The organism is Burkholderia pyrrocinia (genome assembly GCF_018417535.1).
GTDB lineage: Bacteria > Pseudomonadota > Gammaproteobacteria > Burkholderiales > Burkholderiaceae > Burkholderia > Burkholderia pyrrocinia_E.
Map to the genome: position 1 here is coordinate 1,515,913 of NZ_CP070977.1, position 26,544 is coordinate 1,542,456.

20 protein-coding genes are annotated in these 26,544 nt (G+C 70.7%); 5 read left to right on the plus strand and 15 right to left on the minus strand.

Annotated features, from left to right (window positions below):
* Nucleotide 1: 1 nt before the first annotated feature.
* Nucleotides 2–1,891, minus strand: coding sequence for an amidohydrolase (locus JYG32_RS07130; protein ID WP_213265114.1), 1,890 nt, complete (start codon nt 1,889–1,891; stop codon nt 2–4).
* A gap of 18 nt (nt 1,892–1,909) precedes the next feature.
* A complete protein-coding gene (locus JYG32_RS07135; RefSeq protein WP_213265115.1) occupies nt 1,910–2,077 on the minus strand; it encodes a DUF1427 family protein in 168 nt (55 codons plus the stop codon).
* A gap of 125 nt (nt 2,078–2,202) precedes the next feature.
* Between JYG32_RS07135 and JYG32_RS07140 the strand changes: the two genes are divergently transcribed.
* Nucleotides 2,203–3,126, plus strand: coding sequence for a LysR family transcriptional regulator (locus JYG32_RS07140; RefSeq protein ID WP_213265116.1), 924 nt, complete (start codon nt 2,203–2,205; stop codon nt 3,124–3,126).
* A gap of 63 nt (nt 3,127–3,189) precedes the next feature.
* Here JYG32_RS07140 and JYG32_RS07145 read toward each other — a convergent pair whose 3' ends face one another.
* The gene (locus tag JYG32_RS07145; RefSeq protein ID WP_174383461.1) at nt 3,190–3,876 is read right to left on the minus strand and encodes a hydrolase; all 687 of its coding nucleotides are present in this window, start codon (nt 3,874–3,876) and stop codon (nt 3,190–3,192) included.
* A gap of 281 nt (nt 3,877–4,157) precedes the next feature.
* On the opposite strand from JYG32_RS07145, the gene JYG32_RS07150 reads away from it, so the two are divergent.
* From JYG32_RS07150 to JYG32_RS07165, 4 genes are read left to right on the plus strand one after another with little or no spacing between them, the layout of a single operon-like run.
* On the plus strand, nt 4,158–4,418 hold the full coding sequence (locus tag JYG32_RS07150; RefSeq protein ID WP_213265117.1) for a XapX domain-containing protein: 261 nt from the start codon (nt 4,158–4,160) through the stop codon (nt 4,416–4,418).
* Nucleotides 4,419–4,443: 25 nt separating this feature from the next.
* Nucleotides 4,444–6,024, plus strand: coding sequence for a cation:proton antiporter (locus tag JYG32_RS07155; protein ID WP_213265118.1), 1,581 nt, complete (start codon nt 4,444–4,446; stop codon nt 6,022–6,024).
* A 47-nt stretch (nt 6,025–6,071) separates the two neighbouring features.
* Nucleotides 6,072–6,464 (plus strand): OsmC family protein, encoded by a 393-nt coding sequence (locus tag JYG32_RS07160; protein ID WP_047900437.1) that lies wholly within the window; start codon nt 6,072–6,074, stop codon nt 6,462–6,464.
* Between the two features lie 32 nt (nt 6,465–6,496).
* On the plus strand, nt 6,497–7,390 hold the full coding sequence (locus JYG32_RS07165) for a pirin family protein (protein WP_213265119.1): 894 nt from the start codon (nt 6,497–6,499) through the stop codon (nt 7,388–7,390).
* 54 nt (nt 7,391–7,444) lie between these two features.
* On the opposite strand, the gene JYG32_RS07170 is transcribed toward JYG32_RS07165, so the two are convergent.
* The 12 genes from JYG32_RS07170 to JYG32_RS07225 all read right to left on the minus strand — a co-directional run bounded on the left by JYG32_RS07170 (nt 7,445) and on the right by JYG32_RS07225 (nt 26,510).
* Nucleotides 7,445–7,642 carry a hypothetical protein gene (locus tag JYG32_RS07170; RefSeq protein ID WP_065500252.1) on the minus strand — a complete coding sequence of 66 codons (198 nt, stop codon included), beginning with the start codon at nt 7,640–7,642 and terminating at the stop codon, nt 7,445–7,447.
* Entirely contained in the window at nt 7,624–9,183 is a 1,560-nt protein-coding gene (gene bcsG / locus JYG32_RS07175; RefSeq protein WP_213265120.1) for a cellulose biosynthesis protein BcsG, read from the minus strand. The genes JYG32_RS07170 and bcsG overlap by 19 nt, the downstream gene beginning before the upstream one ends.
* Nucleotides 9,184–9,210: 27 nt before the next feature.
* Nucleotides 9,211–11,748: a UDP-forming cellulose synthase catalytic subunit gene (gene bcsA, locus JYG32_RS07180; protein ID WP_213265121.1), complete on the minus strand. Its 2,538-nt coding sequence runs from the start codon at nt 11,746–11,748 to the stop codon at nt 9,211–9,213.
* Nucleotides 11,745–12,524 (minus strand): cellulose biosynthesis protein BcsQ, encoded by a 780-nt coding sequence (gene bcsQ, locus JYG32_RS07185; RefSeq protein WP_213265122.1) that lies wholly within the window; start codon nt 12,522–12,524, stop codon nt 11,745–11,747. The genes bcsA and bcsQ overlap by 4 nt, the downstream gene beginning before the upstream one ends.
* Nucleotides 12,521–12,730 (minus strand): hypothetical protein, encoded by a 210-nt coding sequence (locus JYG32_RS07190; RefSeq protein ID WP_213265123.1) that lies wholly within the window; start codon nt 12,728–12,730, stop codon nt 12,521–12,523. Before JYG32_RS07190 ends, bcsQ begins: the two co-directional genes overlap by 4 nt.
* Nucleotides 12,727–14,688 (minus strand): cellulose biosynthesis protein BcsE, encoded by a 1,962-nt coding sequence (gene bcsE, locus JYG32_RS07195; protein WP_213265124.1) that lies wholly within the window; start codon nt 14,686–14,688, stop codon nt 12,727–12,729. Before bcsE ends, JYG32_RS07190 begins: the two co-directional genes overlap by 4 nt.
* A 9-nt stretch (nt 14,689–14,697) precedes the next feature.
* Nucleotides 14,698–18,630 (minus strand): cellulose synthase subunit BcsC-related outer membrane protein, encoded by a 3,933-nt coding sequence (locus JYG32_RS07200; protein ID WP_213265125.1) that lies wholly within the window; start codon nt 18,628–18,630, stop codon nt 14,698–14,700.
* Nucleotides 18,615–19,844, minus strand: a complete 1,230-nt coding sequence (gene bcsZ / locus JYG32_RS07205; RefSeq protein ID WP_213265126.1) for a cellulose synthase complex periplasmic endoglucanase BcsZ — start codon at nt 19,842–19,844, stop codon at nt 18,615–18,617. Before bcsZ ends, JYG32_RS07200 begins: the two co-directional genes overlap by 16 nt.
* A 3-nt stretch (nt 19,845–19,847) precedes the next feature.
* Complete coding sequence (gene bcsB / locus JYG32_RS07210) at nt 19,848–22,196, minus strand: cellulose biosynthesis cyclic di-GMP-binding regulatory protein BcsB (RefSeq protein WP_213265127.1); 2,349 nt, start codon at nt 22,194–22,196, stop codon at nt 19,848–19,850.
* A gap of 695 nt (nt 22,197–22,891) precedes the next feature.
* Nucleotides 22,892–23,344, minus strand: a complete 453-nt coding sequence (locus JYG32_RS07215; RefSeq protein WP_213265128.1) for a hypothetical protein — start codon at nt 23,342–23,344, stop codon at nt 22,892–22,894.
* On the minus strand, nt 23,344–24,744 hold the full coding sequence (locus JYG32_RS07220; protein ID WP_213265129.1) for a phosphatase PAP2/dual specificity phosphatase family protein: 1,401 nt from the start codon (nt 24,742–24,744) through the stop codon (nt 23,344–23,346). Before JYG32_RS07220 ends, JYG32_RS07215 begins: the two co-directional genes overlap by 1 nt.
* Nucleotides 24,741–26,510, minus strand: coding sequence for a bifunctional alpha/beta hydrolase/class I SAM-dependent methyltransferase (locus JYG32_RS07225; protein WP_174383441.1), 1,770 nt, complete (start codon nt 26,508–26,510; stop codon nt 24,741–24,743). Before JYG32_RS07225 ends, JYG32_RS07220 begins: the two co-directional genes overlap by 4 nt.
* Between the last annotated feature and the right edge of the window lie 34 nt (nt 26,511–26,544).

The window sequence follows — 26,544 nt, forward strand, 5'->3', positions numbered from 1 at the left end:
GTCAGACCGCCCAGCACGAACAGCCGAACGCGCCCCAGAAGCCCTTCGCATCCGACGTCGGCAATGCGCTACCCCATGCACCCGCATGCGCATGTCCGTGTACGTTGCACGCGCTCGCGCAGCCGCACATCGCAGCGGCCGCCGCGCGCTGCAGCGGTGCGCCGTTGCGCTGCGTCGCGCCCCAGCCGCCATAGCCGCCGTACTCGCGCACGGGCGACCAGTCCGGCATCGCGGGCGGAATCGGCGCGTCGTGCGACGCGAACGGCCCCGCGCCCCAGACGATCTTTCCGCCGACGACCGTCAGCAAGGCGGTCGTGTCCACGATATCGTCCTCCGCACAGGTGAAGAAATCGCGATCCGGGACCATCAGGTCCGCGAGCTGCCCGACCGCGATGCGCCCTTTCTTCCCTTCCTCGTTCGAGAACCACGTCACGTACTCGGTCCACATGCGCAGCGCAGTCTCGCGATCGAGCAGGTTGCGTTGCGGATACATCCGCAGCCCGCCGACCGTCTTGCCCGTCACGAGCCATGCGAGCGACACCCACGGGTTGTACGACGCGACGCGCGTCGCGTCGGTGCCGGCCGAGACCTTGATGCCCTTCGAAAGCATCTTCGCGACGGGCGGCGTCGCTTCGGCCGCCTGCGCGCCATAGCGCTCCACGAAGTACTCACCCTGGTACGCCATCCGGTGCTGCACCGCGATACCGCCGCCCAGCGCCGCAATACGATCCATCGATTTTTCGGTAACGGTTTCCGCGTGATCGAAGAACCAGTTCAGGCCGGCAAGCGGAATGTCCTTGTTGACCTTTTCGAACACGTCGAGCGCACGGCTGATCGTTTCATCGTAGGTCGCATGCATGCGCCACGGCCAGCGGTTCTGCGCGAGCACACGCACGACGCCTTCGAGATCGTCTTCCATCTGCGCCGGCAGATCGGGACGCGCGACGCGGAAGTCCTCGAAATCGGCCGCCGAGAACACCAGCATTTCGCCCGCGCCGTTGTTGCGAAAATAGTCGGTGCCGTCGTGATACTTGACGCTCTTCGTCCAGTTCACGAAGTCTTCCTTCTCGGCATTCGGCTTCTGCGTGAACAGGTTGTACGCGATCCGGATCGTCATCTCGCCCGCGTCGTGCAGCTTGCGGATCACTTCGTAATCGTCGGGATAATTCTGCGAACCGCCGCCCGCATCGATCACGCCGGTCACGCCGAGACGGTTCAGTTCGCGCATGAAGTGGCGCGTCGAGTTGTACTGGTATTCGAACGGCAGCTTCGGCCCCTTCGCGAGCGTCGCGTAAAGGATCGTCGCGTTCGGGTTCGCGAGCAGCAGCCCGGTCGGGTTGCCCGCGGCGTCGCGCAGGATCGTGCCGCCCGGCGGCTCCGGCGTGTCCTTCGTGTAGCCGACCACCCGCAGCGCCGCCGCGTTCAGCAGCGCGCGGTCGTACAGGTGCAGGATGAACACCGGCGTATCGGGCGCGGCCGCGTTGAGTTCTTCGATCGTCGGCAGGCGCTTCTCGGCGAACTGGTGTTCGGTGAAGCCGCCGACCACGCGCACCCACTGCGGCGCGGGTGTGATCGCGACCTGCCGCCGGAGCATGTCCATCGCGACCGCGAGCGAACGCACGCCGTCCCAGCGCAGCTCCAGGTTGTAGTTCAGGCCGCCGCGAATCACGTGCGTGTGGTTGTCGATCAGGCCAGGCAGCACGGTGCGGCCGTCGAGGTCGACGACCTTCGTCGCGCGGCCCGCGAGCGGCACGATGTCCGCGTTGCCGCCGACCGCGACGAAGCGGCCGTCCTTGATCGCGACGGCGGTGGCGACGGGGTTCGCACGATCGAGCGTCGTGATGCGCCCGTTGTGCAGGATGAGATCCGGTTGAGTATCGATTGCGTTCATGAAATGTCCTCGATGCGGTCAGAAGCCGAGCCAGTGACGGACCGGCGCGACGCCCCCTGCGCCGATCAGCATGCCGGCGAGGCCGACCAGCGCGATCAGCGGCGGTGCCGGCGAGCGCACCTTGATCACGCTGTATACGACGCCGATCAGCACGCCGGCGCCCAACGAAAGTAGATAAGATTCCATAACGATTGTTCTCCCGGCCGGATTAGAATCACCTGCATCGCGCGCCCGCCTTCGCAGTGCGTCGCATCGGCGGCACGATCCGCTGCCGCCGCATCCGTTTCGCTTCCCTGCCATTCGTGCCGACCATGCAACACCTTCCTGATCTCGAAGCCTGGGCCATCTTTGCGCGCGTCGCGGAGACCGGCTCGTTCGCCAAAGCCGCCGACCTGCTCGGCGTGTCGCAACCGACCGTGTCGAAGGCGATCGCGCGCCTCGAAAAGCGCCTCGGCGCGATGCTGCTGTACCGCACGTCGCGCAAGCTGTCGCTCACGCCCACCGGCGAACTGCTGCGCGACCGCGCGATCCGCCTGCTCGCCGATGCGGAGCTGATCGAAAGCGAAGCATCCGCGCAGGCGCTCGAACCGCACGGCCTCGTGCGCGTGAATGCGCCGATGTCGTTCGGGCTGCGCCATCTGTCGCCGGTACTGCCCGCGTTTCTCGAACGCTATCCGCGCGTCGACATCGACCTCGTGCTCACCGATCACATCGTCGACATCGTGTCCGGCGGCTTCGACGTCGCGGTCCGCATCGCGGAGCTCAGCGATTCGTCGCTGCGCTCGCGCCGGCTCTGTGCGGTGCGCCGGCCGCTCGTCGCGGCGCCCGCGTACCTCGACCGGCGCGGCCGCCCCACGCACCCGCGCGACCTCGAACAGCATGTGTGCCTCACCTATACGAACCTGCCGACGCCCGAGCACTGGCGCTTTCGTCACCCGGCATCGGGCGAGGAGGTCGGCGTGTCCGTGCACGGCCGCATCCGCACCAACAACGCGGACGTGATCGTCCCCGCGCTCGTCGCCGGCCACGGCCTCGCGCTGCAGCCCGAGTTCCTGGTGTGGGACGCGATGCAGCGCGGCGAGCTCGAGGAAGTGATGAGCGACTGGAAGATCGCCGACATCAACGTCAACCTCGTCACGCCGCCCGGCATGCTGCGCGCCGCGCGCGTGACGGTGCTGCTCGAGTTCCTCGCCGAACACTTCTCCCACGCGCCGTGGGCGCTGCCCGTGGCCTGAACGCGCGGCGGCCGACGGCAGGCAATCGCCGCGTCCGTCGCGACGATCGCGGCAGGCGGCCCGTTACTTCGCCGGCACGGCCGGGATCGACTCGTGCGGCGTCAGCGTACGCTCGGCTGCCTTGTGGACCATCGTGTACGCGTAATCGACGCCCATCCCGTATGCGCCCGAGTGCTCCTTCGCGATCGCCATCACCGCGTCGTAGCTCTCGCGGCGCGCCCAGTCGCGCTGCCACTCGAGCAGGACCTGCTGCCACGTCACGGGCACCACGCCGGCCTGCACCATCCGCTGCATCGCGAAGTCGTGCGCGTCCTTCGACGTGCCGCCCGATGCGTCGGCGACCATGTAGATTTCGTAGTCGCCTTCGAGCATCGCGCACAGCGCGAACGTCGTATTGCAGACCTCCGTCCACAGGCCCGACACGACCACCTTCTTGCGGCCGTTCGCAGCCAGCGCGTCGCGCACCTTCTGGTCGTCCCACGAGTTCATCGACGTGCGTTCGAGCGTCTTCTGGTTCGGGAACACGTCGAGCAGTTCGGGATAGGTGTGGCCCGAGAAGCTTTCGCTTTCGACCGTCGTGATCGTGGTCGGGATGTCGAACACCTTCGCGGCCTTCGCGAGCCCGACGACGTTGTTCTTCAGCGTCTGACGATCGATCGACTGCACGCCGAACGCCATCTGCGGCTGCTGGTCGATGAAGATCAGCTGGCTGTTCTGCGGAGTGAGTACTTCAAGTTTCGGGTTGCTCATGACGCGTGTCGTCCTGTGAACGGAAAAAGGAGGGCCTGCCTCGACCGTCGGAACGGGAGGAGCCGCATTTGAATTGCGCCGGATCGGGATCGTCATCCGGCTCGCAGTATTTAATCTGCAAACGCGCGGCGCGAACACCCAAGAAACGGAATCGATCCGATTCCGGAATCGACGCCCGTTCGGGGTCGCCCACCCTTTTTTTCTTCACGCAAACCCGATACGCTTTCAGAATCTTGACGGCGCACACCGTACCGCCCGTCGGCCATCACGGGATGCTCACCATGAAACCGTATTTCCTGTCGCTGCTCGCCGGCATCCTCGCCGGCATCATCTACGGCGCGCTCGGCGTGAATTCGCCGGCGCCGCCGATCATCGCGCTCACCGGCCTGCTCGGCATGCTGGCCGGCGAACAGATCCTGCCGGTCGCTCGCCGGATGCTTTCCGGACACCGGCTGAATACCGCATGGCGCGAAGCGCAATGCAGCCAGCACATGTTCGGCGCGCTGCCGGGTGGCGCCGCGAACGACCGCAAGCCGTCGTGATGCACGCCGTCGCCGCAGGCCGCGCATGACCAACGTCGAGCTGTTTCACTACCTGCTGCTGTTGATCTGCGGCGCGGGCGCGCTCACGTGGCTCGCCGAACGGATCTCGATTCCGCCGGCCGTCGTGCTGCTGCTCGGCGGCTGCGTGGTGGCGATCGCCGGCAAGCGCGTGCCCGACATGGACCCGGCGCTGCTGCTTGCGGCCGTGCTGCCGCCGCTGCTGATGTCGAGCGGGTTCTACACCGCGTGGAAGGAATTCCGGCAGGAGCTCGCGTCGATCGCATCGCTCGCGCTCGGTGCGGTGGCGTTCACGACCGTCGCAGTCGCCGTGGCCGTGCGTGCCGCGAACCCGGCGCTGCCGTGGGCCGCGTGCTTCACGCTCGGCGCGATCGTGTCGCCGCCCGACGCGGTCGCCGCGAAGGCGATCCTGCAGCGCTACCCGCTGCCCGCGCGGCTCGTCGCGGTGCTCGAAGGCGAAAGCCTCGTCAACGATGCATCGGGCCTGCTGCTGTACCAGATGGCCGTGTCGACCGCGCTCGCCGTGTCGATCACGGCCGCGAGCGCCACCGGCCTGTTCTTCTCGCTCACGCTGATCGGCATCGCGGTCGGCCTCGCATGCGGCCATGCGATGTGCTGGGTGCTGCCGCGCCTGCGCGACCCGATGCTCGGCATCGTCGTGACTTTCGCGATGGCGTGGGGCAGCTACGGGATCGCGGAAGCCGTCGACGGCTCGGGCGTGCTGTCGGTGGTGACCTGCGGCCTCGTGCTCGGCGTGCGCCAGCATCGCGTGTTCGACGCCGACCTGCGGATCAAGGCGAAGGCGACGTGGGAAGCGATCGTGTTCGTGCTCGATGCGCTCGTGTTCATCCTGATCGGTCTCGCGCTGCATGCGATCCTCGCACGCGTGAACCACGAAGGCGCGGTGCTGATGGCCGGCCTGCGCGTCGCGCTGCCCGCCACCGCCGCCGCGATCGGTGCGCGCGTCGTGTGGGTATTCGTCGCGATGTGGCTGCCGGGCCGCCTGCGTGCGCCGCGCGCTGGCCACGCGCGGTGGTCGTGGCGCGAAGCCGTCGTGCTCGGCTGGTCGGGCATGCGCGGCGTCGTGAGCCTCGCGGCCGCGATCGCGCTGCCGGGCAACTTCCCCGGCCGCGACCTGATCCTGTTCAGCACGTTCCTGCTGATCATCGCGACGCTCGTCGTGCAGGGCGGCACGCTCGCGCCGCTGATCCGCGTGCTGAAGCTGCGGCCCGTCGCGCGGCATACGATGTCCGAGCACGCGGTACGCGCGCATGCGTTTGGCGCGGCGCTCGCCGAACTCGACGCGCTGGAGCAGCGCGGGTCGAACCTCGAGCGCCCTTCGCTCGACCGCCTGCTCGCCGAATATCGCAACCGTGTCATGTTCAACGAACGCGCGCATCGGCATGGTGCCGAACCGGCCGACATGCGCGCGCGGATGCTGCGCGTCGAACTCGAACTCGTCGGTGTGTCGCGCCAGGCGCTGCTCGACCTGCATCGCGACGGCAAGGTCGACGACACGGTGCTGCACCGGATCGAATCGGAACTCGATTTCGAGGAACTGCGGCTGCAGCGGCTGCTCGAACCGTAACGTCCGGCCAGGCCGCCGGCCCTCCCCCTTTTCCCCATGGAACTGCAATGAGCGAACTGTCCGTCGAAGCGAGCATCGGCTCGGTCGATTATCTCGTCCACTTCAGCGATGGCGTCCACCAGTGGCGCGCCGACGAACCGGCGTCGCTCGGCGGCGGCGATGCGGCGCCGACGCCCGTCGCGCTGCTGCTGTCGAGCCTCGGCGCCTGCACCGCGATCACGCTGAAGATGTATGCGCAACGCAAGGGCTGGCCGCTCGCCGAAGTGCACGTGAAGCTCGCGCACGAATCGGGCAGCGCGGGCAGCACGATCGTGCGCCGCATCACGCTCGAAGGCGACCTGTCCGGCGAGCAGCGCGAGCGCCTGCTGCAGATCGCGAACGCGTGCCCGGTACACAAGATCCTCACGCATCCGATCACGATCGACACGGCGATCGCCTGACCGCCCACCGCACCGAACACGAGTTCCCCATCATGTCCGCATCGATCAAGACCCTGCTCACGCCGCGCGAAAGCGACATCGGCAACCTCGTCGTGCGCCGCGTGCTGCCCGCGCGCGCCGCGCGCCTCGTCGGCCCGTTCATCTTCTTCGACGAGATGGGCCCGGCGGTCCTGCCGGCCGGCCGCGGCATCGACGTGCGGCCGCATCCGCACATCGGGCTCGCGACCGTCACCTACCTGTTCGACGGCTCCCTGATGCATCACGACAGCCTCGACTTCCGGCAGAAGATCGTGCCGGGCGACGTGAACTGGATGACGGCCGGCCGCGGCATCGTGCATTCGGAGCGTTCGCCCGACGAGGACCGGCCGCTCGAGCAGCCGGTCCACGGGATCCAGACCTGGGTCGCGCTGCCGGTCGAGCACGAAGACACCACGCCCGCGTTCGTCCATCATCCGGCCGACACGCTGCCGTCGTTCACGCGCGACGGCGCGAGCGTGCGCGTGATCGCGGGCACCGCATTCGGGTTGACGTCGCCGGTCGCCGTGTTCTCGCCGACGCTCTATGCGGTTGCCGAATTCGCGTCCGGCGGGCAGCTCGCGCTCGATGCGGAGCACGACGAGCGCGGCGTGTATCTCGTCGACGGCGACCTCGCCATCGACGACACGCCGCTCGCCCCCGCCACGATGGCCGTGCTCGAACCGGGCACGACCGTGGCGCTCGCCAGCGCGAACGGCGCGCGCGTGATGCTGCTCGGCGGCGCGCACCTGCCGGGCGAGCGTTTCATCGAATGGAATTTCGTGTCGAGCGAGCGCGCGAAGATCGACGCGGCACGCGCAGCGTGGGCCGCGCAGACCTTCGGCAAGGTGCCGGGCGAAGAAGACGAGTGGACGCGCCAGCCGGAACGCAAGGCGCGGCCGGCAGAATAGGCAGCTTCGCTCGCAAGCAAACGACGGCCGGCACGCATGCCGGCCGTCGTCCGTTCAGCGCTTCAATCCCATCAGTTTCGCGAGCGTCGGCCAGCGATCGAGCGATTCGATGAACGCGCGCCGCGCCTGCTCGTCGACATAGCGTTCAGGATCGAGCGCGGGCAGATGCCGCGCGAGGCCGAGCACGTCGTTCGGCTGCGACAGGCGATCGTCGTCGCCTTCGCCGGGAAGGATTACTGTTCGTCGATCCATACGCCGTCCGGAGTTTTCACCGCGTAGCCCGCGGCCGTCTGCATCGTCACCGTGCCCTCGTTCTCGCCGACCATCCGCGTGCGCGGCAGGTCCGCCGCATATTGCGCAAGCGTCGCGCCCGGCTTGAACGGGCTGTTCGATACGAGATTCGACAACAACTGCGCGAGCGCGAGAAAGCTGGTCGGCTGCTCGATCACGGTCGTCGCACCGTGGTTGCCGGCAAAGCCGACGAGCCGCACGCCGACCGGCCCGTGCACGACGCGCGGCGTCGGGATCTCGCGCAGCCCCGCGACCTGGTTCTTGTCGCCGCGCAGCGCGGCGCCGTGCTCGGGCACGAACACGATCACCGCGCGGCGGCTCGATTGCGCGATCAGGTCGGCGAGACGATCGAAGTCGCTCATCAGCTTCGTCGCGCGCTGCGGATACGAGTCGAGGCTCGTCAGCGAACTGCCGACCACGCGGTTGCCGTCGTGCAGGCTGATCGTGTTGTAGTACAGCGCGACGGGCCCCGGCACCGACGCGCGCTGCGCATACCAGTTCGCGAGCGTCCCGTAGTCGTCCTTGATCGCGGAGCCGTCGAACGCATGCATCGCGACGGGCGCGGCCGCGTTCGAGATCATCGGTGCGCCGGGCGCACCGAGGTTGTCGTGAATCACCTGCAGGAAGTTGTCGAAGTGGCCGTCGTGGTTCAGCAGCGACTGCACCGTGTAGCCGGCGCCCGCGAGTTGCGCGAACAACCGGCACTGCTGCGGCGCGGGCTTGTACAGGTCCTCGTGCGCCTCCTGCCCGCAGCTCGCGCGCAGCACGCGGATCGCCGCCGGGCCGCTGTAGCTCGCGGCCGTGCTGAAGTTCGTGAACAGGTAGTCGAAGTGGCTCAGCATCGGGTGGTTGCGCACCTTCGCCGCATCGAGGTCGTCCCACGACAGCGAGCAGACGTGCAGCACGATCACGTCGAACTGCGCGGCCGGATCGTTGCCGGGATGGCCGAACGCGACCTGCCGCTGCGACTCCTGCGCGCGGAACGTCGCGAGCGCCGCGTTGTGGTCCTCGGGCCGGTCGGAGAGGGTCGCACCCGTCGCGTTCGCCTGCTGCTGCGCGGACGGCGCGACGACGCGCGCCATCAGCCCGCTGCCTGCCTGCCACAGCGGCATCACGATCAGCGCGGCCAGCACGAACGTCGCGACGCGCAGCCAGCGGTTGACGATGAAATAGACGACCAGCGCGCCGACGACCGTCAGCACCAGCACGGGCGGCAGCAGGCGCGGCAGCAGTTCCATCCAGTAGTCGGCGCGGAACGTGCTCATTTCGCGGGCGGCCTCGGCGAGGCGTGCAAGCGGCGGCGCATGCATCTCGCGCGCAAGCAGCGGCACCGCGATCGCGATCGCCGCGACCTGCCGGACGATGCGCCACGCACGCTGCCGGATCGGCGCGCTCGCCGCGAGCGCCAGCGCGAACGCGAGGTTCGCGAGCCACAGCGGCTGCAGGTGCCCGGTCGCGAACAGCGCGAACTTCAGGATGAAATACAGATTCCAGAACGTCATCTAACCCACTCCATGATGAGCGCCGCGTCAGTCGCGCGCCCGATCGAGTTTCGGCGCCAGCACGGCCTGCAGGCCGTGCGCCGCACCCTTCCACATTCGCACGTAACCATTCACGCCGATGCGCAGCACTTCCTTCAGCCCGCCGAGCGGCGTGTCGGCGCGCGTGCCTTCGTGCCAGTCGAGCCACGCATCCGCGCGGCCGAACGTGCATTGCACGAGCTGGCGTTCCTGTTCGAGCGTCAGTTCCTCGAAGCTCACGCCGACGTGGGTCGGCGTCACGCGGCTCACGCGCACCGGGAACGGGAACGGCCGGTCGCCGCGCGTCACGCACACCGTCAGCGTGTCGCCGACGGCGAGCGGCAGCCCCGGCACGCGTTCGAGGCCGAGGCCGCCGGTCGAGTAGTCGCTCGTGAAGCATGCGGCAGTCGTTCCGTCGGCAAGCAGCAACGTGGCCGGCACGCGCATCGCGATCCGGTGCGTGACGCGCACCTGCCTGGTCTCGCGCGCGACGGCCAGCGCCGCGCCGAGCATCGCGAGGTTGTACACGGTCCAGCCGAGCGTGATCAGGATCGTCGACGCCTCGTCGCCCTGGTCGGCCACCAGCCGCCACAGGCCGGCGGCGATCGCGAGCACGTTCAGCCCGAACAGCACGAGATACGGCTTCGACGTCGACCAGTCGACATAGCCTTCGTCGATCTTGCCGCCCTTGTCGGTCACGTTGAACTTGCCGTGCTTCGGGCTGAAGAACGCGACGGTGGTCGGCAGCGCGATGTACCACGCGAGCACCGATTCGTAGACCTCGGCCCAGAACGAATGGCGGTAGCGCCCCTGCATTCGCGAGTTCGCGACGTTCGCGAGCACGAGATACGGGATCACGTAGCTCGCGAGCGCGAGCGCCGACGCGTTGATGAAGTACAGGTGGAAGAACAGGTACGCGAGCGGGATCGTCAGGAACACCAGCCGCGGAATCCCGTAGAAGAAGTGCAGCATCGCGTTGCCGTAGCAGATCCGCTGGATGAAGCCGAGCCCGCGCCCGAGGAACGGGTTGTCGATGCGGAAGATCTGCGCCATCCCGCGCGCCCAGCGCGTGCGCTGCTTCACGTGGCCCGCGAGGCTTTCGGTCGCGAGGCCGGCCGCCTGCACGGTCGGCAGGTACGCCGACGTATAGCCGCGCCGGTGCAGCTTGAGCGCCGTATGCGCATCCTCGGTCACGGTTTCCACCGCGACGCCGCCGACCTCCTCCAGCGCGCTGCGCTTGAGCACCGCGCACGACCCGCAGAAGAACGTCGCGTTCCACAGGTCGTTGCCCGACTGCACGAGCCCGTAGAACAGGTTGCCCTCGTTCGGGATCTCGCGGAACGTGCCGAGGTTGCGCTCGAACGGATCGGGCGAGAAGAAATGGTGCGGCGTCTGCACGAGCGCACACTTCGGATCGCGCAGGAACACGCCCATCGTCGTCTGCAGGAACGAGCGCGTCGGCACGTGATCGCAGTCGAAGATCGCGATGTATTCGCCGTGCGTCCTCGGCAGCGCACGGTTGATGTTGCCGGCCTTCGCGTGAAGGTTGTCGTCGCGCGTCAGGTAGTCGATGCCGGCCTCGGCCGCGAACGCCGCGAACTCGGGGCGCCGGCCGTCGTCGAGCAGGTAGACGCGCAGCTTCGCCGTCGGCCAGTCGATGCTCTGCGCGGCGAAGACCGTCGGCTTCACGACCGACAGCGGCTCGTTGTAGGTCGGGATGTAGATGTCGACGGTCGGCCAGGTGTCGGGATCGTCGGGCAGCGGCACGATCGGCCGGTCGAGCGGCCATGCGGTCTGCACGAAACCGAGCAGCAGGATCATCCACGTATAGGCTTCGGCGCCGTACAGCAGGTAGCCGGCGATCGCCTCGACCGGGCCGCGGAAGTCGAGCGTCTGCGTCGTGCGCCACCACACGTAGCGCAGCGTCGCGAGCAGCGCGAGCGACGCGAGCGCGAGCGTCGGCAGGTGGCCCGGCAGGCGGCGCAGCGCGAGCGCCAGCACCGCGACGATCGCGAAGAACGCAAACTGCGCGCCGGGCATCAGCGGCGACATCCCGGCCGCGGCCCACAGCAGCGCGCCGGCCACGAGCAGCAGCGGCACGAGCCAGCGGCGCCGGCCGACGCCGTTCGCGCGCGCATCGAGCCAGCCACCCCAGCGCGCCCACGGCAGGCGTGCGAGCAGCGCGTCGATGCGCCGGCCGACCGCGCGCCCGGCCACATAGACGGGCACGACGAACGTGTCGAACCACGCGAGCGGATCGCGCGCGGGCCGGCCGTCGGCCGCGCGCGGCGCGCGCACGATCGAGCGCCACAGCCATTCGCGCGGGCTGAGCGGCTGCAGCACGCCCCACTCGTGCGCGAGCCGCAGGAACGCGACGCGCACCCAGCGGCGCACGTGGTCGGGCCGGCCGGGCGGCGGCGCGTGGAAGAACAGCCGCACGAGCCAGTCGACCAGCGTGCGCTCCGCCGGCAGCCCGATGCCGCGTGCGAACCAGTCGGCCGCACGGCGGCCGAGTGCGCGCAGCCGCGGCGCGAAGGCGGCCTTCATCGCTTCGCTCCGGTGCGACCGGCGGCGGCCGCCGCCAGCCACGCATCGACCCAGTTCGCGATGCCGTTCAGGTCGTGCGACGTCTGCGAATACGGCGCGTCGTCGAAGATCCAGCTACCGCGCGCGAGCGCTTCGGGCACGGCCGCGTCGACGTGGATCCGCTGTTCGAGCATCGACGCCGGCCCGGCGACCGCGCGCAGCATCGCGATCGCGTCGCGCTGCATGTCGCGCGCCGGGTTCAGCCGGTTCACGACGATCTGCAGTTCGCCGCCACCGGCGCGGAGCGCGCCGAGCCGCGCGGCCACCGTCGCGCAGGCAGTCGGTTCGGGCGGCACGACGACGAGCGTCAGGTCCGCGCGGCGAATCGCCTGCTCGGCCTGCGGCGACGGATAGCGCGCGGTGTCGACCAGCACGACGCCGTCGGCCGGCAGCGCGATCTCGTCGAGCGCGCGCGACAGCCATGCGGGGTCGGCCGTGAGCCGCGCATCGCACGTGGCCGCGCCGGCCGCGTCGACCTGCCCGTACGGCACGAACAGCACGCCGTCGGCATTGCGCCACGTATGCGCGTGCCACGGCTCGGCGCCGCCGAGCACGGTCTGCGCGAGGCCTTGCTCGGCCAGCGTGTCGAGGCCCAGCGTCGCGCCCATCAGGTTCTGCGCATCGAATTCGACGGCGACGACCGGCCGGCCGCGGCGCGCGAGCAGCACCGCGAGCGCGGCGGCGAGCGTCGTGCGGCCCGCGCCGCCCGTCGTCGACGTAATGGCGATCGTCTTCATCGGGCCGCCTCGCCGTCGCGCTCGGCATCGGGCAGCAAACGCCCGCGCAGCGCGACCGGCACGAGTTCGCACGGCACCGCGTCGCGCCGGTCGATGCCGCGCGGCGCATGAAAGCCGCGGCCGATGCCGAGGTGCTGCGCGACGATCCAGACGGGCACCGCGATCACGATGCCGACGACGAATCCGATGACGAGTTCGGCGATCATGCGCCCTCCGGCTTGCGCAGCGGCATCGCGCTGCGGGTGGCGCCTCGCGTTCGCGCGACGGGAATCGCGGGAATGGCAGGCAGCGGCGCCGGCGTATCGGCGGCAGCGTGCGCGGGTTCCGGCAGTACGTCGCGATGCGTCCCGGTTCCGGCCGCACCGGTTACGTCGATCGCGTCGGCCACCGTCGCACCGTGGTCCGCACGCGCCGATGTCGCCGCACGCGTGGTGCCCGCCGGCTGCTTGACCGCGAACAGGTCGCTGTAGTCCGCGATCGGCGCACGCCGGTTCTCGGCCTTCAGCGCATCGAGCTCCGTGTCGATGCTGCCCTGCCCGAGGCATACGACGCGGTCGGACAGCGTGTCGACCGGCACGTCGAAGATCCGCGCGAGCGCGTCGTCGGCGTCGACCGGTTCGCACGCGAACAGGAACACGTACAGGTGCCCGGGATCGGCCGTCACGACGTCGCCCGCGCGGCGCGGCCGGCAGTGCCGCAGCGCGTCGACATGCGACACGCCCGGCAGCAGCGCGATCTTCGCGAGCGTATGCGGCAGCGCGAGCACGGCGCCGCGATCGAGCACCGCGCGAATCCGCAGGCAGAACGCGCCGACCGGCAGATAGCCGAGCACCGAATCGCCGAGCGCGGCCGCGAGTGCGGCGCGATAGTCGGCCGCGACGGGCCGCGCATAAAGCTGGCCGCGCAGCGCGTGCACGGCGGCCTGCATCCGCGACACCGGCAGGTCGCGCGCGACGACACGGTTCGCGCCGACGCTCAGCACGAGCATTTCGAACTGCTGGCGCAGCACCTCGCCGCGCTCGACGACCGCGATCTTCAGCGCGCCGCCGCACTGCCGGCGCAGCGCGTGCACGTCCGCGCACAACGCTTCGAGCTGCGCATGCGAGCGGAACACGAGCACCGCGGTCGCGGCCTGGGCACGCGCGCAGGCCGCGACGACGGCCGCGTTGTCGTCGACGATTTCCCAGTCGCCGGGCAGGCGGTTCGCATCGTCGAACACAGCGCGGCTGACGACGACGCGATCCTCGTCGCTCGCGAGCTTCATCCGGCGCGCCGGCTCGGTCGCGCCGCCATCGACGCTCGCCGACAGCCGGCCGCCCGGCGCAAAGCGCAGCGGCCGCACCTCGCCGGCCGCGAGCGTGTCGCCCGCGCGCCAGAAATCGACGACCCACAGCAGTTCGCCGTGCGTGCGCTGCATCTGCGCGACGCCCGAGCAGACGCCGTGGAAACCGCTGCGCGGCGTGCGATCGGCATCGCGCACGAGCGGCGGATCGTCGGTACGCGCATCGGTGCCTGCCCGGGCCGCTTCGGGATCGAGCAACAGCACGAGCGCGATGCGGCGCGTGCGGCACCAGTCGGCCAGTGCGTGCGCTTCTTCGGCAAGCGCGACCGGATCGTCCCAGCTGAACCAGCGCTGTGCGCCTTCGACGAAATACAGCGAACGCGCACGAAAACCGTAGCGCTTCATCGCGCGCAAGCCGCCGGTCAGCCGCGCGAACGGGCCCGGCGCCGCGCGGCGCGGTGCGTCGCCGATCGCGCCAGCGCCAGCGCCGTCGGCCGGCTCGGCCGCCGCCGGCATCGCCAGCACGCTCAGGTTGCGCGGCCAGCCGGCCGGCTGTGCGCCGCCCGTGAAGCCGCGCGCCTGCATCTGTTCGGCAACGCGCGCCGCATCGCGTGCGAGCACGACCGTGACGTCGCGCGTGCGCGCCTGCCGCGCGCTCTCCCATACGAGCGCGTCGCACGCCGGCGTGCCGCCGGCCGCGTAGATCGCATACAGGCCGCCGGCCTCCAGTTGCGTCCACGCATCGGGCAGGCCGTCGATCGCGAGCCGGCTCAGCGTGCCGACGCGGCCGCCGGCCGGCCCCGCGCGCAGCAGCGCGCGCAGGCGGCCCAGCAGGCCGGTAGCGCCGAGCGCGGGACGGGTGGCATCGATTTCCGTATTCACGACGTTCCCCTAGTAATCCGAATAAAGCCGCACCGGCGTCGGCGTGACGAGCCAGCTACGCTGCGCGCGCGCATCGAACGCATAGCGCAGGTACACGAGTGCCGAACTCGGCGCGTAATCGTGCGACCGGTCGACATGCAGTTGCGCACCGACGCTCAGATGCGGGTTCACGCGATACTCGACGATGCCGTTCACGCCGTACGAGAACGACACGCCGCGTGTCGAGCTGCCCGCGTACACGAACCCGGCCGCCACCTGCGCGGCCCGCTGGCCCGAGAACGTCGGGTAATACAGCGAATCCTTCTCGTAGCTGTTCGAGATCCCGCCCGTGAAGGTCAGGTCCCACGACAGCGCATCGTGCCGCCCCGCCCATTCGATCGGCACGCCGAGCGACAGGTAGCGTTGCGGACTGTAGTAACCGCCCTGCCCGTACGTGTAGTAGCGCAGGTTCTGCGCGTAGTGCCACGCATTGCCGACGAGCCCGGTGCTGACCTTCATCGTCGCGCGCTCGTACACGGGCACCGTGAACCCGGTGCGCAGCGTAACCTCCGCGTTGCGTTCGACGTTGCGGCCGGACAGCACGCCCGCGCCGAGTTCCGCGAACAGGTTCGTGCGGCCGACGTCGACCGACGCGCGCAGGTTCACGCCGTCGCGGCGCACGCCGCCCCAGACCGCGCCCGTCCACGGGTCGCGCATCCCCGCGTACGACAGCACGCTGCTCGTTTCCGGCCGCCGCGACGCATTCACGCTGAAGCTCGCCGGGCCCGCGTCGAAGCGGTAGCGCACGCCGCCGACGAGGTAATGCACCGGGAAACCGAGCGGCGACGTACCGAGATCGAAGCGCCATGCATCCGTGCGATAGCCGGCGCCGAGCGCGACGCCCGTCGTCGACTGGTGCAGCGAGCCCGGCGGATTCGCGATCAACGCGGCGGCCGGCTGATTCAACTGGAACGGGGGCGGTAGCCCGTTCTGAGCCTTGAGCGCCGCGTAGGTCCCGAACGTCTTCAGCGAATAGGCATTCGGGTCGCTCGTATCGAGCGTGCCCGGATCCAGATGCACGGTGTCGATCTGCGCGAACACATGCCCGTCGTAGCGGATCGGCATCTGCACGTAGATCGGCACCTGCTGCGCGCGATACGACGAGATGCCTTCGTCGCCCGACTTGTATGCCGGTGTCCAGCCGGTCTCGATCTCGGGGTCGCGCCGCTGTTCGAGATCCGCGAAGGCGGCCTGCGCGGGCGTCAGGCCGTCGCGGCCCGCGCTCACGCCCGCCGTGCGTTCCTGCGACCGCGACAATCGGTACAACGACGCCGCGTCGTCATAGCGGCCCTGTGCTTCGGCCACACGCCCGGCCGCGACCGTCACGTCCGCACGCGCCGGATACGCGGCCTGCAGCCGGTCGGTCAGCTGCGCGGCCTCGTCCGGGCGGCGCAGCGCGTTCAGCCGGCGCACGGCCGACAACCGCGTGTCGACGTCGTCGTCCGGCGTGCGTGCGAGCACGGCCTGCACACGCGCGAGCGCGGCCGCACGGTTGCCGCTGTCCTCGTCGATCCGCGCGAGCGCGAGCTGCGTATCGGCATCGTCCGGTGTCCGGGCAACGACCGGCGCGAGCGCGTCGCGCGCCGCGCCGTAGTGGCCTTGCGCGCGTTCGAGATCGGCCAGTTCGAGCGCGTAGCGCTGGTCGGCGCGGCCGGCCGGGCTCGCGCGCCCGAGCAGCGTGCGCGCCTGCGCGTAGTCCTGCCGCGCGATCGCATCGTCCGCCTGCCGCAGCACGAGCCGCAGCGACTGATCCTCGAGCCGCGCCGTCTGCGCGGGCGTCAGCGACGGTTCGCGGCGCAGCGCATCGAGCCACGCGGCGAGCGCATCGTCACGCCCCGCGCTGCCGAGCAGGTCGCCGTAGCGCAGCCGCACGTCGGCATCGGCTTCGCGCGGATGCGCGGCGATCCAGTCGCGCAACGGCGCGAGGCCGCGTTCGGGTTCGCCCGCATCGATCCACTGCGCGCCGATCGCGGCCAGCATGTCGGGATCGTCCGGGGCGCTCGCCTGCGCATGCGCAAGCGATGCGGCAAATGCCGCGCGATCGCCGCGCCCGAGCGCGCCGCGCGCATCGGCCAGCGTGCCTTCGGCGTCGAGCTTGCGCGCGAGCGCGCGCATCCCGTCCGAACGGTGCGCGTCGTCGACGGGCGCGAGCGCGGCCCGTGCGCCCGCGACGTCGTCGAGCGAATTGCGGTACAGCGCGGTCGCATAGCGCATCTCGGGCGTATCGCTTTGCGCGAGCCCGTCGTCCATCACCGTGCGGCCGAGTTGCGGCAACCCCATGTCGCGATACAGGCGCGCGAGCGCGAAGCGCGTCCACGGCACGTCGGGCGCCGCGCGCACGGCCGCCTCGTAGCGTTGCGCGGCGGGCCCGCGTTCGCCCTTGTCCGCGAGTACGCGCGCCTGGTTCGCGAGCAGGTCGGCGCGCAGGCCGTCGAGCGCGCGGCGATCGTCGCGGCCCGTCACGCGCCCTTGCAGCGCGTCGAGCAGCGGGCCGATCCGGTCCGCGCGGCCGGTGTTTTCATAGAGCAGCGCCGTGCCGCGCACGGCCGATACGCTCGGCGCACGCGTGGCCAGCAAGTCGCGCAGCAACGGCTCCGCACCGGCCCAGTCGTGCTGCGCGAGCAGCGCATCGGCGAGCTGCAGCTTCGCGTCGGGGTTGGCCGGCTGCATCGCGAGCGCGGCGCGCGCCGCGCGTTCGGCATCCTGCGGCCGCCCGGCCGACGACGCCGCGCGACCCTGCGCGAGCAGCCCCCAGAATTGCGCAGTGCGCGCGAGGCTCTGCCATTTGCCACGCTGATCGGTCGCGAGCGCAGCGGCACGCTGGAACAACGCGCGCGCTTCGTCGTGCCGCCCTTCGCGCAGACACAACAGGCCGAGCCCGCCGACCGCGTCCGCGTCGTCGGCCCGCGCACGCGCGGCGCGGGCGAGCAACGGATCGGCGGCCGCAAGATCGCCGCGTGCGAGCGCCTGCAGGCCGCGCTGCTGCGCGACGTAGTCGGGATCGCGTTCGAGCCGGCGCCGCGCATCGCGTCGACTGTCCAGTTCGACAACGCGACCGCGGAATTCGGTGTCGTCCGGCACGAGCGCGAGATACGCATGCAGCGCATCGAGATACGCGGGATCGTTGCCGGCCGTCTGCAGCACACGCCGCCACAGCGACATCGCCTCCGTATGGTCGGCGTCGTCCCGCTTCGCGAGCGACCATGCGATGCGGCTCGCCTCCGCGCGCGTGTCTCCATGCTGGTTCAGCAGCCGCGCCAGCGCCATGGCCGCGCCGGTGTCCTGCGGATCGGCCGCGATCGTGCGGCGCAGCGCGGCGATCGCCGGCTCGCGCGTGCCCGGCGCATTCGCGAGGATTTCGTAATACTCGGCGCCGAGCGCGCCTGACGGCGCGCCGTTCGGAAACAGCGCGACGATCCGCCGGGCCGCCTCGTCGGTGCGGCCGCTGCGCGCGAGCAGGCGGATCTGCGCCATCTCGCCGCGCCCGCTCGTCGCGACGCGGTATTCGTCGGCCACCCGCCGCGTGGCGGGCGCATTCGGCGACTGCGCCTGCAGGCGCGCGAGCGCGGCTTGCGCGCCCTTCGCGTCGCCGAGCCGCAGCAGCACGCGAACCTGCTCGGCAAGCAGTTCCGGATCGCCCGGCGCGATCAGCAGCCCCTTGCGCAGCGCATCGCGCGCGAGGTCGTCGCGATGCTTGACGCCCCACATGCGCGCGGTGTCGAGCTGACGCTGCGCATCGGCGGAAGCGGAAGCGGAAGCGGAAGCGGAAGCGGACGTCGCCGGCGTGACGGTTTTCGGCATCGCCGCGTCGGATGCAGTGCCGGGCGCCGCCGCACACACCGACGACGCGAGCCACGCAAACCCCGCGACATGCGGCGCGGCACGCTTCAGCGGGCGGCGCACGAACGGCCTCCCCAGCGGGCGTCGAGCGTGCCGTCCGTACCGAACTTGTAGCGTCCATCGCGCCAGCCGAGGCCGAACAGCGTCAGCACGCTCGTGTAATAGCCGGGCGCCGACTGGCGCGCGAGCGTGTCGACGCGAGCCGCCTGCGCATCGGCGAGCGCATGCTGGCCGCGTGCGTCGAGGAACGGCACGGCCGCCGCCGAGAACCCGGCGTTGCCGTCGTTCGGCCCCGCGACGCCCGTCGTCGTATCCACCTTCTCCGGCGGCGCGCCATGCGCGGCGATATGGTCGGCGAACGGCGCGAAACGCGCGAGCAACGGCGCGGCGAGCGGATCGGCGCGGTCGAGCATGCCGGCCCACAGGTACACGCGGATCGCGTTGTACGCGCTCTCCGCATGCGTCTGCGGATCGGGCCCGAAGCCCGTGCCCGCGCGATACAGCGCCCAGTCGGGCGCAAAGCCCTTCGGCGCCGTGTCGAGCAGCACGCGCCCGGTGCTGGATGCCAGCGCGGCCCAGCGCCGGTCGTCCGGCAGGCGTGCGCCGAGCGCGCGGATCACCTGCGGCGGCGAATAGCTCGGGTTCACGCGCCACTGGCCGTTGGGCAGCTTGAACCCGGTCGACCCGGGCAGCAGCGTGAGTCCGAGGCCCGGCACGGTCGCCGTCTCGTCGTCGAGCACGCGTTTCGCGAGCAGCGCGCCGCGCGCCGTATAGCTGCGCTCGTGCCACAGTCGCCCGGCCTCGACGAGCGCGTACGCGATCCACAGGTCGGCGTCCGATGCGGCGTTCGCGTCGAGCACGCGCCACGCGCCGTCCGGCGCGCGGCCCCACAGCCACGCGGGCAGGTGCGCGCTCAGGTCGCCCTGCGCGAGGTTGTTCTCGGTCCATGCGAGGATCGCGTCGAACATGCGCCGGTCGTTCGCGACCAGCGCGAAGAAAAGCCCATATGCCTGCCCCTCCGATACCGTGCGTGAATCGGCCGAGCCGACGTCGATCACGCGGCCGTCGGCCGAGATGAAATCGCGCTTGAACGCGTCCCAGCGCGGCCACGCCGCGCCGCATCCGGCCTCGGCCGCATCGGTCTCGTTGGCTCCCGCGGCCTGCGCGCGCCCGGCCGTGCCGGTTGCCGCGCACGCCATCGCGAGCGCCAGCGCGAGTGCCGCGCCGACGCGCCGCGCCGGCCGCGTTGCCCGTCGCTCCGCCATAACCCGCGCCATCCGTTACATCCCCCGTCGACGCGCGGCGATTCTCTGCAGCACGCTGAACACGCCGAGCGCGAGCAGCAGCCCCGCGACGACACCGACCGCGCCGAGGACGACCGGATGCCGCGCCGCTTGCGTCCAAACGCGCGCATACCACGGCACGAAGCCGACCACGTAAGGCTCGCCGACGCGCAGGCTGTCGACCCGCCCCGGCCGCACCAGCGCGAGGTCGCCCTGCAACTGCGACACGAGGCCGGCGTTCTCGAATACGTCGAGCAGATCGCCGAGGCGCGGCTGGTCGGTCGCAGTCAGCGCGACGACGCTGCGGCCCCGGCTGCCCGGCAGCTCGAACCCGGCGAGCGCCGCGAGCGAGCCCGTCTGCTCGATATGCGCGCCGCCGTCGGCCAGCCCGACGCCGTTGCGCCAGCGCTCCTTCACCGTGAACGCGACGCGCGTCGCGCCGTCGCCACCCGCACCGCCTTGCTCGCCGATCACGAGCGGCAGCACCGAGCGCCAGTGCGCGAGCAACGGCGACACGGGCGAGCCGTCGATCACGAGCAGATCCTTGCTGCCCGACAGCGCGGCGACGTCGCCGGGCCGCGCGACCTGCACGCGCAGTGCCGGGAAACCCGTCCACTCGCCCATGTGGCCGAGCATCGTCAGGTAGGCCTCGAGCTCCTGCGGCGACGGCCGGTCGGGCATCACGACGGCCGTCTGCGACAGGTCGGCGAAGCGCGTGAACGGAAAGCCGCTGTTCGCGAAGAACGCGAGGTTCGGCAATTGCGCGTAATGGACGAAGTGCGAGAAGTCGATCGTCGAATCGGGATCGATCGCCGCGCGCTGCGGCTCGGTGGCCGCGCTCGAGCACAGGCCCGTCTTCTGCGAGTCGAGCGTGAAGCGGAACTGCAGCTGGTTGCCGCTGCCGACCCGGAACGCCGGGATATCGACGTCGCTCGTCACGCGCCCTTCCGGCACCGACAGCAGCGGCAACTGCATGCGGCCACGCGCATCCTCGGCCTGAGCCGGCCCGAGCCGGTACGACTTCACGAGCTGGTCGTTGATCTCGACGGCGAGCGTCGAATTGTCCTGCACGGTCGGCGCCGTGTAGCGGTAGCGCAGCGTGATCGGCACGCCCGCACCGTTCCATGAATGGAGATCGGCCGGCACGCGCAGGTTCAGGCGGATCGCGTCGGGCGCCGTGCCGCGCGCTTCCAGTTCGCGCGGATCGGACACGAGCTCGCGAAACGCGATCGGCCGGTTCACCGGCAGCCAGCGCGGCGCGTCGTACGGCTTGCGCTGCGCGCCGGGATCGACGTGCGCGACCGTCGCCGCCGGCCCCGACAACGCCGCGCGGCCGAGCACGAGCGTCGCGACCGCGTCGTCGACCTCGGCCGCCGTGCGGCCCGTGACGACGAGCAGCTTGTGCCCCGGCGCGGCCGGGTTGTCGGCAACCGCGAGCAGCGGGCCGTTGACCGACGGCAGCGCGAGGCCGGCCGGCAACGTCGCGGCCGTGCCGACCACCACCGCCTGGTCGTTGGCCGGCAGCGCGGACGACACCGGGAAGCGCGCATGCCGGTAGTCGGCCAGCGCGCCGAACCACGACGCGAGCACGCCCGCGCTGCGCAGCGTCGCCGAATCGGGCGACACCGGCAGCACGAACGGCAGCCGCACGCGGCCGTTGTCGCGCCGGTCGAAGAACGGCGCGGGCAGCAGCGCGAGATCGTTCGGCAGGCGGACCGGCGATTCGTCGAGGATCAGCTCGCTCGTCGGGCTCACGTCGGCCCACAGCGCCGAGTTCGACGGATCCTCGCAATGGTCGAGCGAGTAATGCGCGATCAGGCGCAGGCCGATCTGGTTGAAATCCGAGAAGTAGCGCGGATCGATCGGGATGTCCTGCGTGACCGTACGGCCCGCGCGCGCGGCGTCGAACGGGACGGTCGCGATCACCTCGCCGTTCACCGACACCTTCAGGTGCGACATCGGGAACACGAGCGACGGCGAATACGCGTAGGTCAGGCGCAGCCGCGCGCCCGTGACCACACGGTCGAGCCGCACGCCCGCGTTGATCGTGCGCGCATCGTCGGCGCCACGCAGGTGTAGCGGATCGAACGCGCCGAGCGACGCGAACGGCAGGTGCACGGTCGTCGCCGGCAGCGCGGCGGACGGTGCGCTGGCCGCTGCAGGCGCGGCCGCGAGCACCGGCGCCGGCGCAGCGCCGGGTCCGGGCGACGCCGCATGACCGGCAGCAGCACCGGGCGCCGCAGCGGTCGCGGCCACCGCCGGCATCGGTGCGGCCGCCAGCGCGGCCGCGTGGAAAGCGCCGACCATGGCGGCCGACAGGACGAACAGCGACACGGCCGGCTTCATGCGCCGCTCCGTTTCGTCAGGGTCATCCGGTCATCCGTCACGTCGAAACCGACGCGCGCAACGCAGCTATGCCCGTGAGTGAACATCCCCACTGCTTCCCCTCATATAGCTAACTGGCCTGATTCAGTTATCGAAACAACGCGGCATGTTCCTTAATCGCCAGTCGTCGTGTTGCGCGCGCGCCTGGCACCGGCACACGCCCATTCGTCACACTATCTCAAAAATAGGACAAAACTTACCCCGATTCGCGACGGTGAAGCGAAAAAAGCCTCAATCCGGTTGGAAATGCTTCGCGAGAGGGATGAATGGTAAGAATTGCGCCGTTGTCGCCCGACGGGCCGAACGGCAAACTGCCGGCGCGGTGCGGCTGACCGGCGGCGGTCCGTTGCAGACCGCCCGGGACACGTTGCCGCGAGGCGGCGCGTATGCTACCGCAATCTCGCGACGCCGGACGTGCTTTCTTTCATGGAAAACTGACCTGTATCAAATCGCCGACATCGCCACCCTGCCCCCGGCACGCTGCTGCGCAGCATCGCGGTGCATGCCGGGATCGCGAAGCACGGGCTCGACCTCGGCAGCGTGATGGCCTGGGGCCTGATCGCGCTAATAGCAGGCCCTTCTGGCAGCCAGCCCACGAACGATTTCTCAAATCACGGGAACGTATCGTGCCGACCCGTTGCAAGCGTAAACAAGCGCTAGCCGATCTGCGGCACCGCGATCGCGAGCCCGACCACGAGCCACTGCACGATCGCGACGAGCACGCCGGCCCGGCACAGCCCGACCGCGCCGCGCACGCGCGCGTCGAGCGCGCGCCCGGCCTTCGACTCGTCGATCCAGCCGAGATCGGCAAGCGCACGGTCGAGCGCCGCGAGCCCGTCGTCGACCGACGCATCGCCCGCCGCCGCCCGCGCCAGCGCGGCGAACAGCCGGCGGTCGATCTCGATGCGCACCGCATACCACAGCGCCGCGATCCCCGACCCCGTGCTGACGACCGCCAGCAGCACGCGCTCAATCGTCGCCGGCGCCCAGCCCGACGCTATCCACCAGCCCGCGCCGGCCGCTGCCAATGCAGCCGCGATCGCCCACGCGCCCGCATCGAGCGCGCCACGCGCGGCGGCAATCCGAAATGGCGCGGACGGATCGCGCATCACACGCCTCCCGCGCCGCGGCGACGATCGATCCAGTGCTGCAGCACGGCCACGCCGTCGTCCGACCACACCGCGTGCGGCCGCACCGCTCGCACCGCGGCAAGCGCGTCGCGCGCATCGCCGAGCCCGCGCCGCGCGGCGAGCCACGCGGCCGCGCACAGCACGCTGCGCCCGTAGCCGAGCGCGCAGCAGACCAGCACGTCGCGCCCTTCGCCGTGCAGGCGTTCGAGCGCCGCGACGGCCTGCGCGAGCTGCGCCGCCGTCGGCGCGACGAGGTCGAGCTGCGGCACGGCCGCATACGCGAGCGACGCGTCGGCCGCCGCCCAGCGCGGCATCTCGGCGGTCAGGTCGACCAGCGCCGTGAAACCGTGGCGCCGCACGTCGCGCGTCGTCGGCGTGCGGCCGATCGACACGCGTTCGTCGATCCGCACCGGCGCCGGCTGCCGGAACGTCCACAGCCGCGAATTGACGAACGCGCCGGCGATCGTCGGCGCGAGCAGCCAGCGGATGAATACCGGGAGTCGCCCGTGCGCATCCTTCTGGAATGCACCGGGTGCGCCGCGCCGGTAAACCCATGCCACGCACGCAAGCGCCAGCGCGACCCACCCCGCTGCCAGCGCCCAGCCCGGCGCGCGCGGCACGCACCAGAGCGCCACGAGCGCGACCAGTGCCGCGCCGATCGCATAACGGCGCGCGAGCGCGCGGCCGGCCGCGCCCGGCGACGCGTCGGCGCCCGGCAGCCGGCCCGCGGCATCGCGCAACGGAAACAGGAACAGCGCGAGACAGCCGACGGCCGCGCCGGTCGGCACGTCGATCGCGTGATGCTGGTAGGTCGTCAGCACCGACACGCCGATCGCCGCGAACCACAGATGCAGCACGGCACGCGCGACCGTCCCGCGCAGGTGCTTCGCATAGACGGCCCACAGGACGACGAGCAACCCGATATGCAGCGACGGCGCCTGGTTGAACGGCTTGTCGAACCCCATCAGCAGCGTGAACAGCGCGCCGGCCACGCCGCCCGCGTCGGGCCGCTCGAAACCGAAGCGCAGCGGCCACACGATGAAGCACGCGACCGATACCAGTTGCACGGTCAGCAGCCGCTTCACGTGATCGAGCAGATCGTCACGGCGCGTCCAGAAGAAGAACGACAGCGCATACAGCAGATCGATCGACCAGTACGGCACGATCGTCCACGGCACGAACGGGATTGCGTGCTCCCACCCGAACGCGAACGTCGGCACCGCCGCGCGGCGCGCGGCGAGCCAGTTCGCGAAGCCGTACGTCGAGAAGAACACGGCGCCCATCGCCACGAGCCAGCCGAAGCGCAGCGCGAACGATGCGTCGCGCGCGCCGGCCGCCGGCTCGGCGAGGCCGCCCGCGCCGCCGCCGAGCGCGCTCATGACGCGTCGACCCGCTGCGCGAGGCTGACCGTGAAGATGCCCATCTCGTCGATCCGCTGGTCGAGCTTGCGGAAGCCCGCGCGCGCGACGAGTTCGTCCATCTCGGCCTGCGAGCGGCGGCGCATCACCCAGGTCGCCTCGCCGCGATGATTGTTCAGCGCGCGCGCGATGAATTCGAGCTGCGGATGCCACGGCTGCCCGGTATAGACGAGATAGCCGCCCGGCGGCACGGCCTGCGCGAGCCCGCGCAGCGAGCGTTCGATCAGCGCGTTCTCGCCGAACAGCTCGTAGAGGCCCGACACGATCGCGAGCGTCGGGCGCGGCTCGAGCGTCGCGAGCTGCGTCTCGTCGAACGCGTCGCCGCGCTCGAAACGCGCGATCGGCTCGAGACCGCGCTGTGCGATCAGCACGCGCCCGGCCTCGACGTTCGGCGGGCTGTAGTCGCGCAGCGTGATGTCGTCGGGCGCCGCGCCGTCGCGCTCGGCGGCCGTCGCGATCGCATCCAGCACGTAGCGCCCGTGGCCGGCCGCGATGTCGACGATCCGCACCGGCGTGCCATGGCCGCGCAGGCGGCCGATCGCCGTGCCGATCAGCTCCTGCAGATGCACCTTGCGCTGGCGGATGCCGACCCAGCCCGGCGAATCGAGATACGTGCGATCGATCAGCGCGCCGACGCCGAGCCGCCCCTGCGCGCGGTTGCGGTACACGTAATCGAGCGTCGAGCCCGAATCGAAACCGAGCCGCAGCCCGAGCGCGATGCCGTCCGACAGCGCGCCGCCCGCTTTCAGGCCGGCGCGCGTGAGCGCCCAGTACGCCCGCGCGAGCACGTTCGCGGGCGGGCGGCCGAGCGCCGCGTATTCGTCGTGGAACGCGCCGCGCCGGTCGGCGTCGGCGAGCGACACGCGCGGGCTCGGCGCATCGAACTCGCGCAGCACGAACGCGCGCAGCGGCGCGAGCGCCTGCGCACGGTCGCGCTCGCCGAGCGTGTCGTGATAGAAGCCCGGCAGCACGATGCGCTCCTTGCGCGCCGAGCCGAGCCGTTCGAAGAAGCGGTCCTGCGGGCCGCGATGCACGACCCAGTCGGCGCCCGAGATCAGCAGTTGCGTCGGCACGGTGATCGCGGCCGCATCGGCGACGATCCGCTGCGCGGTGTCGTGCAGGTCGAGCAGCATGTTGACCGCGATCGGCCGCGTGATCAGCGGATCGGACGCGTAGCTCGCGATCCGCTCCGGATCGTGCGTGAGGAATTTCGGCTTCACGTAGCTGTTCACGTAGAACAGCCCGCGCAGCTTGTGCATCAGCCGCAGCCCCGGCCGCGCGAACGGCACGTAGAGCTTGATATGGAATGCCGGCGACGCGACGACGAGGCAGCGGATCGGCGGCGCGTAGTCGTGCGCCCAGGTGGCCGCGAGCACGGCGCCGACGCTCTGGCCGACCACGGCCATGTCCTCGATCGCGATGCCGTGCGTGTCGCGGATATGCTCGACGAAGGTCTGCAGGTCGCGCACCGACGCGGCCGCGCTCGGGCTGTAGCCGCGCGCGCCGGGCGAACGGCCGTGGCCGCGCGCGTCCCATGCGAAAAACGCGAAATCGGGCAGGTCGAGCTCGTCGACGAGGTGCGCGACGCGCGCCGAATGCTCGTGGCCGCGATGCAGCAGCACGATTGCGCCGCGGCAGCGCGGGCCCGTCGCGGGCCAGTGACGATAGAACAGCGTTTCGCCGTCGTGCGTGATGAAGTCGGCCTCGCGGGCCGTGCGTGCGTTCATGCGATCTCTCTCGTTTCGTTATTCGAATCGTGTA

Coding starts and splice junctions, on each gene's coding strand:
- JYG32_RS07225 (WP_174383441.1), bottom strand. CDS start 26,510: ATGAACGCACGCACGGCCCGCGAGGCCGACTTCATCACGCACGACGGC.
- JYG32_RS07160 (WP_047900437.1), top strand. CDS start 6,072: ATGAGCGAACTGTCCGTCGAAGCGAGCATCGGCTCGGTCGATTATCTC.
- bcsA (WP_213265121.1), bottom strand. CDS start 11,748: ATGAAGGCCGCCTTCGCGCCGCGGCTGCGCGCACTCGGCCGCCGTGCG.
- bcsB (WP_213265127.1), bottom strand. CDS start 22,196: ATGAAGCCGGCCGTGTCGCTGTTCGTCCTGTCGGCCGCCATGGTCGGC.
- JYG32_RS07135 (WP_213265115.1), bottom strand. CDS start 2,077: ATGGAATCTTATCTACTTTCGTTGGGCGCCGGCGTGCTGATCGGCGTC.
- JYG32_RS07155 (WP_213265118.1), top strand. CDS start 4,444: ATGACCAACGTCGAGCTGTTTCACTACCTGCTGCTGTTGATCTGCGGC.
- JYG32_RS07140 (WP_213265116.1), top strand. CDS start 2,203: ATGCAACACCTTCCTGATCTCGAAGCCTGGGCCATCTTTGCGCGCGTC.
- JYG32_RS07145 (WP_174383461.1), bottom strand. CDS start 3,876: ATGAGCAACCCGAAACTTGAAGTACTCACTCCGCAGAACAGCCAGCTG.
- bcsQ (WP_213265122.1), bottom strand. CDS start 12,524: ATGAAGACGATCGCCATTACGTCGACGACGGGCGGCGCGGGCCGCACG.
- bcsG (WP_213265120.1), bottom strand. CDS start 9,183: ATGACGTTCTGGAATCTGTATTTCATCCTGAAGTTCGCGCTGTTCGCG.
- JYG32_RS07130 (WP_213265114.1), bottom strand. CDS start 1,891: ATGAACGCAATCGATACTCAACCGGATCTCATCCTGCACAACGGGCGC.
- JYG32_RS07190 (WP_213265123.1), bottom strand. CDS start 12,730: ATGATCGCCGAACTCGTCATCGGATTCGTCGTCGGCATCGTGATCGCG.
- JYG32_RS07215 (WP_213265128.1), bottom strand. CDS start 23,344: ATGCGCGATCCGTCCGCGCCATTTCGGATTGCCGCCGCGCGTGGCGCG.
- JYG32_RS07165 (WP_213265119.1), top strand. CDS start 6,497: ATGTCCGCATCGATCAAGACCCTGCTCACGCCGCGCGAAAGCGACATC.
- JYG32_RS07170 (WP_065500252.1), bottom strand. CDS start 7,642: ATGGATCGACGAACAGTAATCCTTCCCGGCGAAGGCGACGACGATCGC.
- JYG32_RS07150 (WP_213265117.1), top strand. CDS start 4,158: ATGAAACCGTATTTCCTGTCGCTGCTCGCCGGCATCCTCGCCGGCATC.
- JYG32_RS07220 (WP_213265129.1), bottom strand. CDS start 24,744: ATGAGCGCGCTCGGCGGCGGCGCGGGCGGCCTCGCCGAGCCGGCGGCC.
- bcsZ (WP_213265126.1), bottom strand. CDS start 19,844: ATGGCGCGGGTTATGGCGGAGCGACGGGCAACGCGGCCGGCGCGGCGC.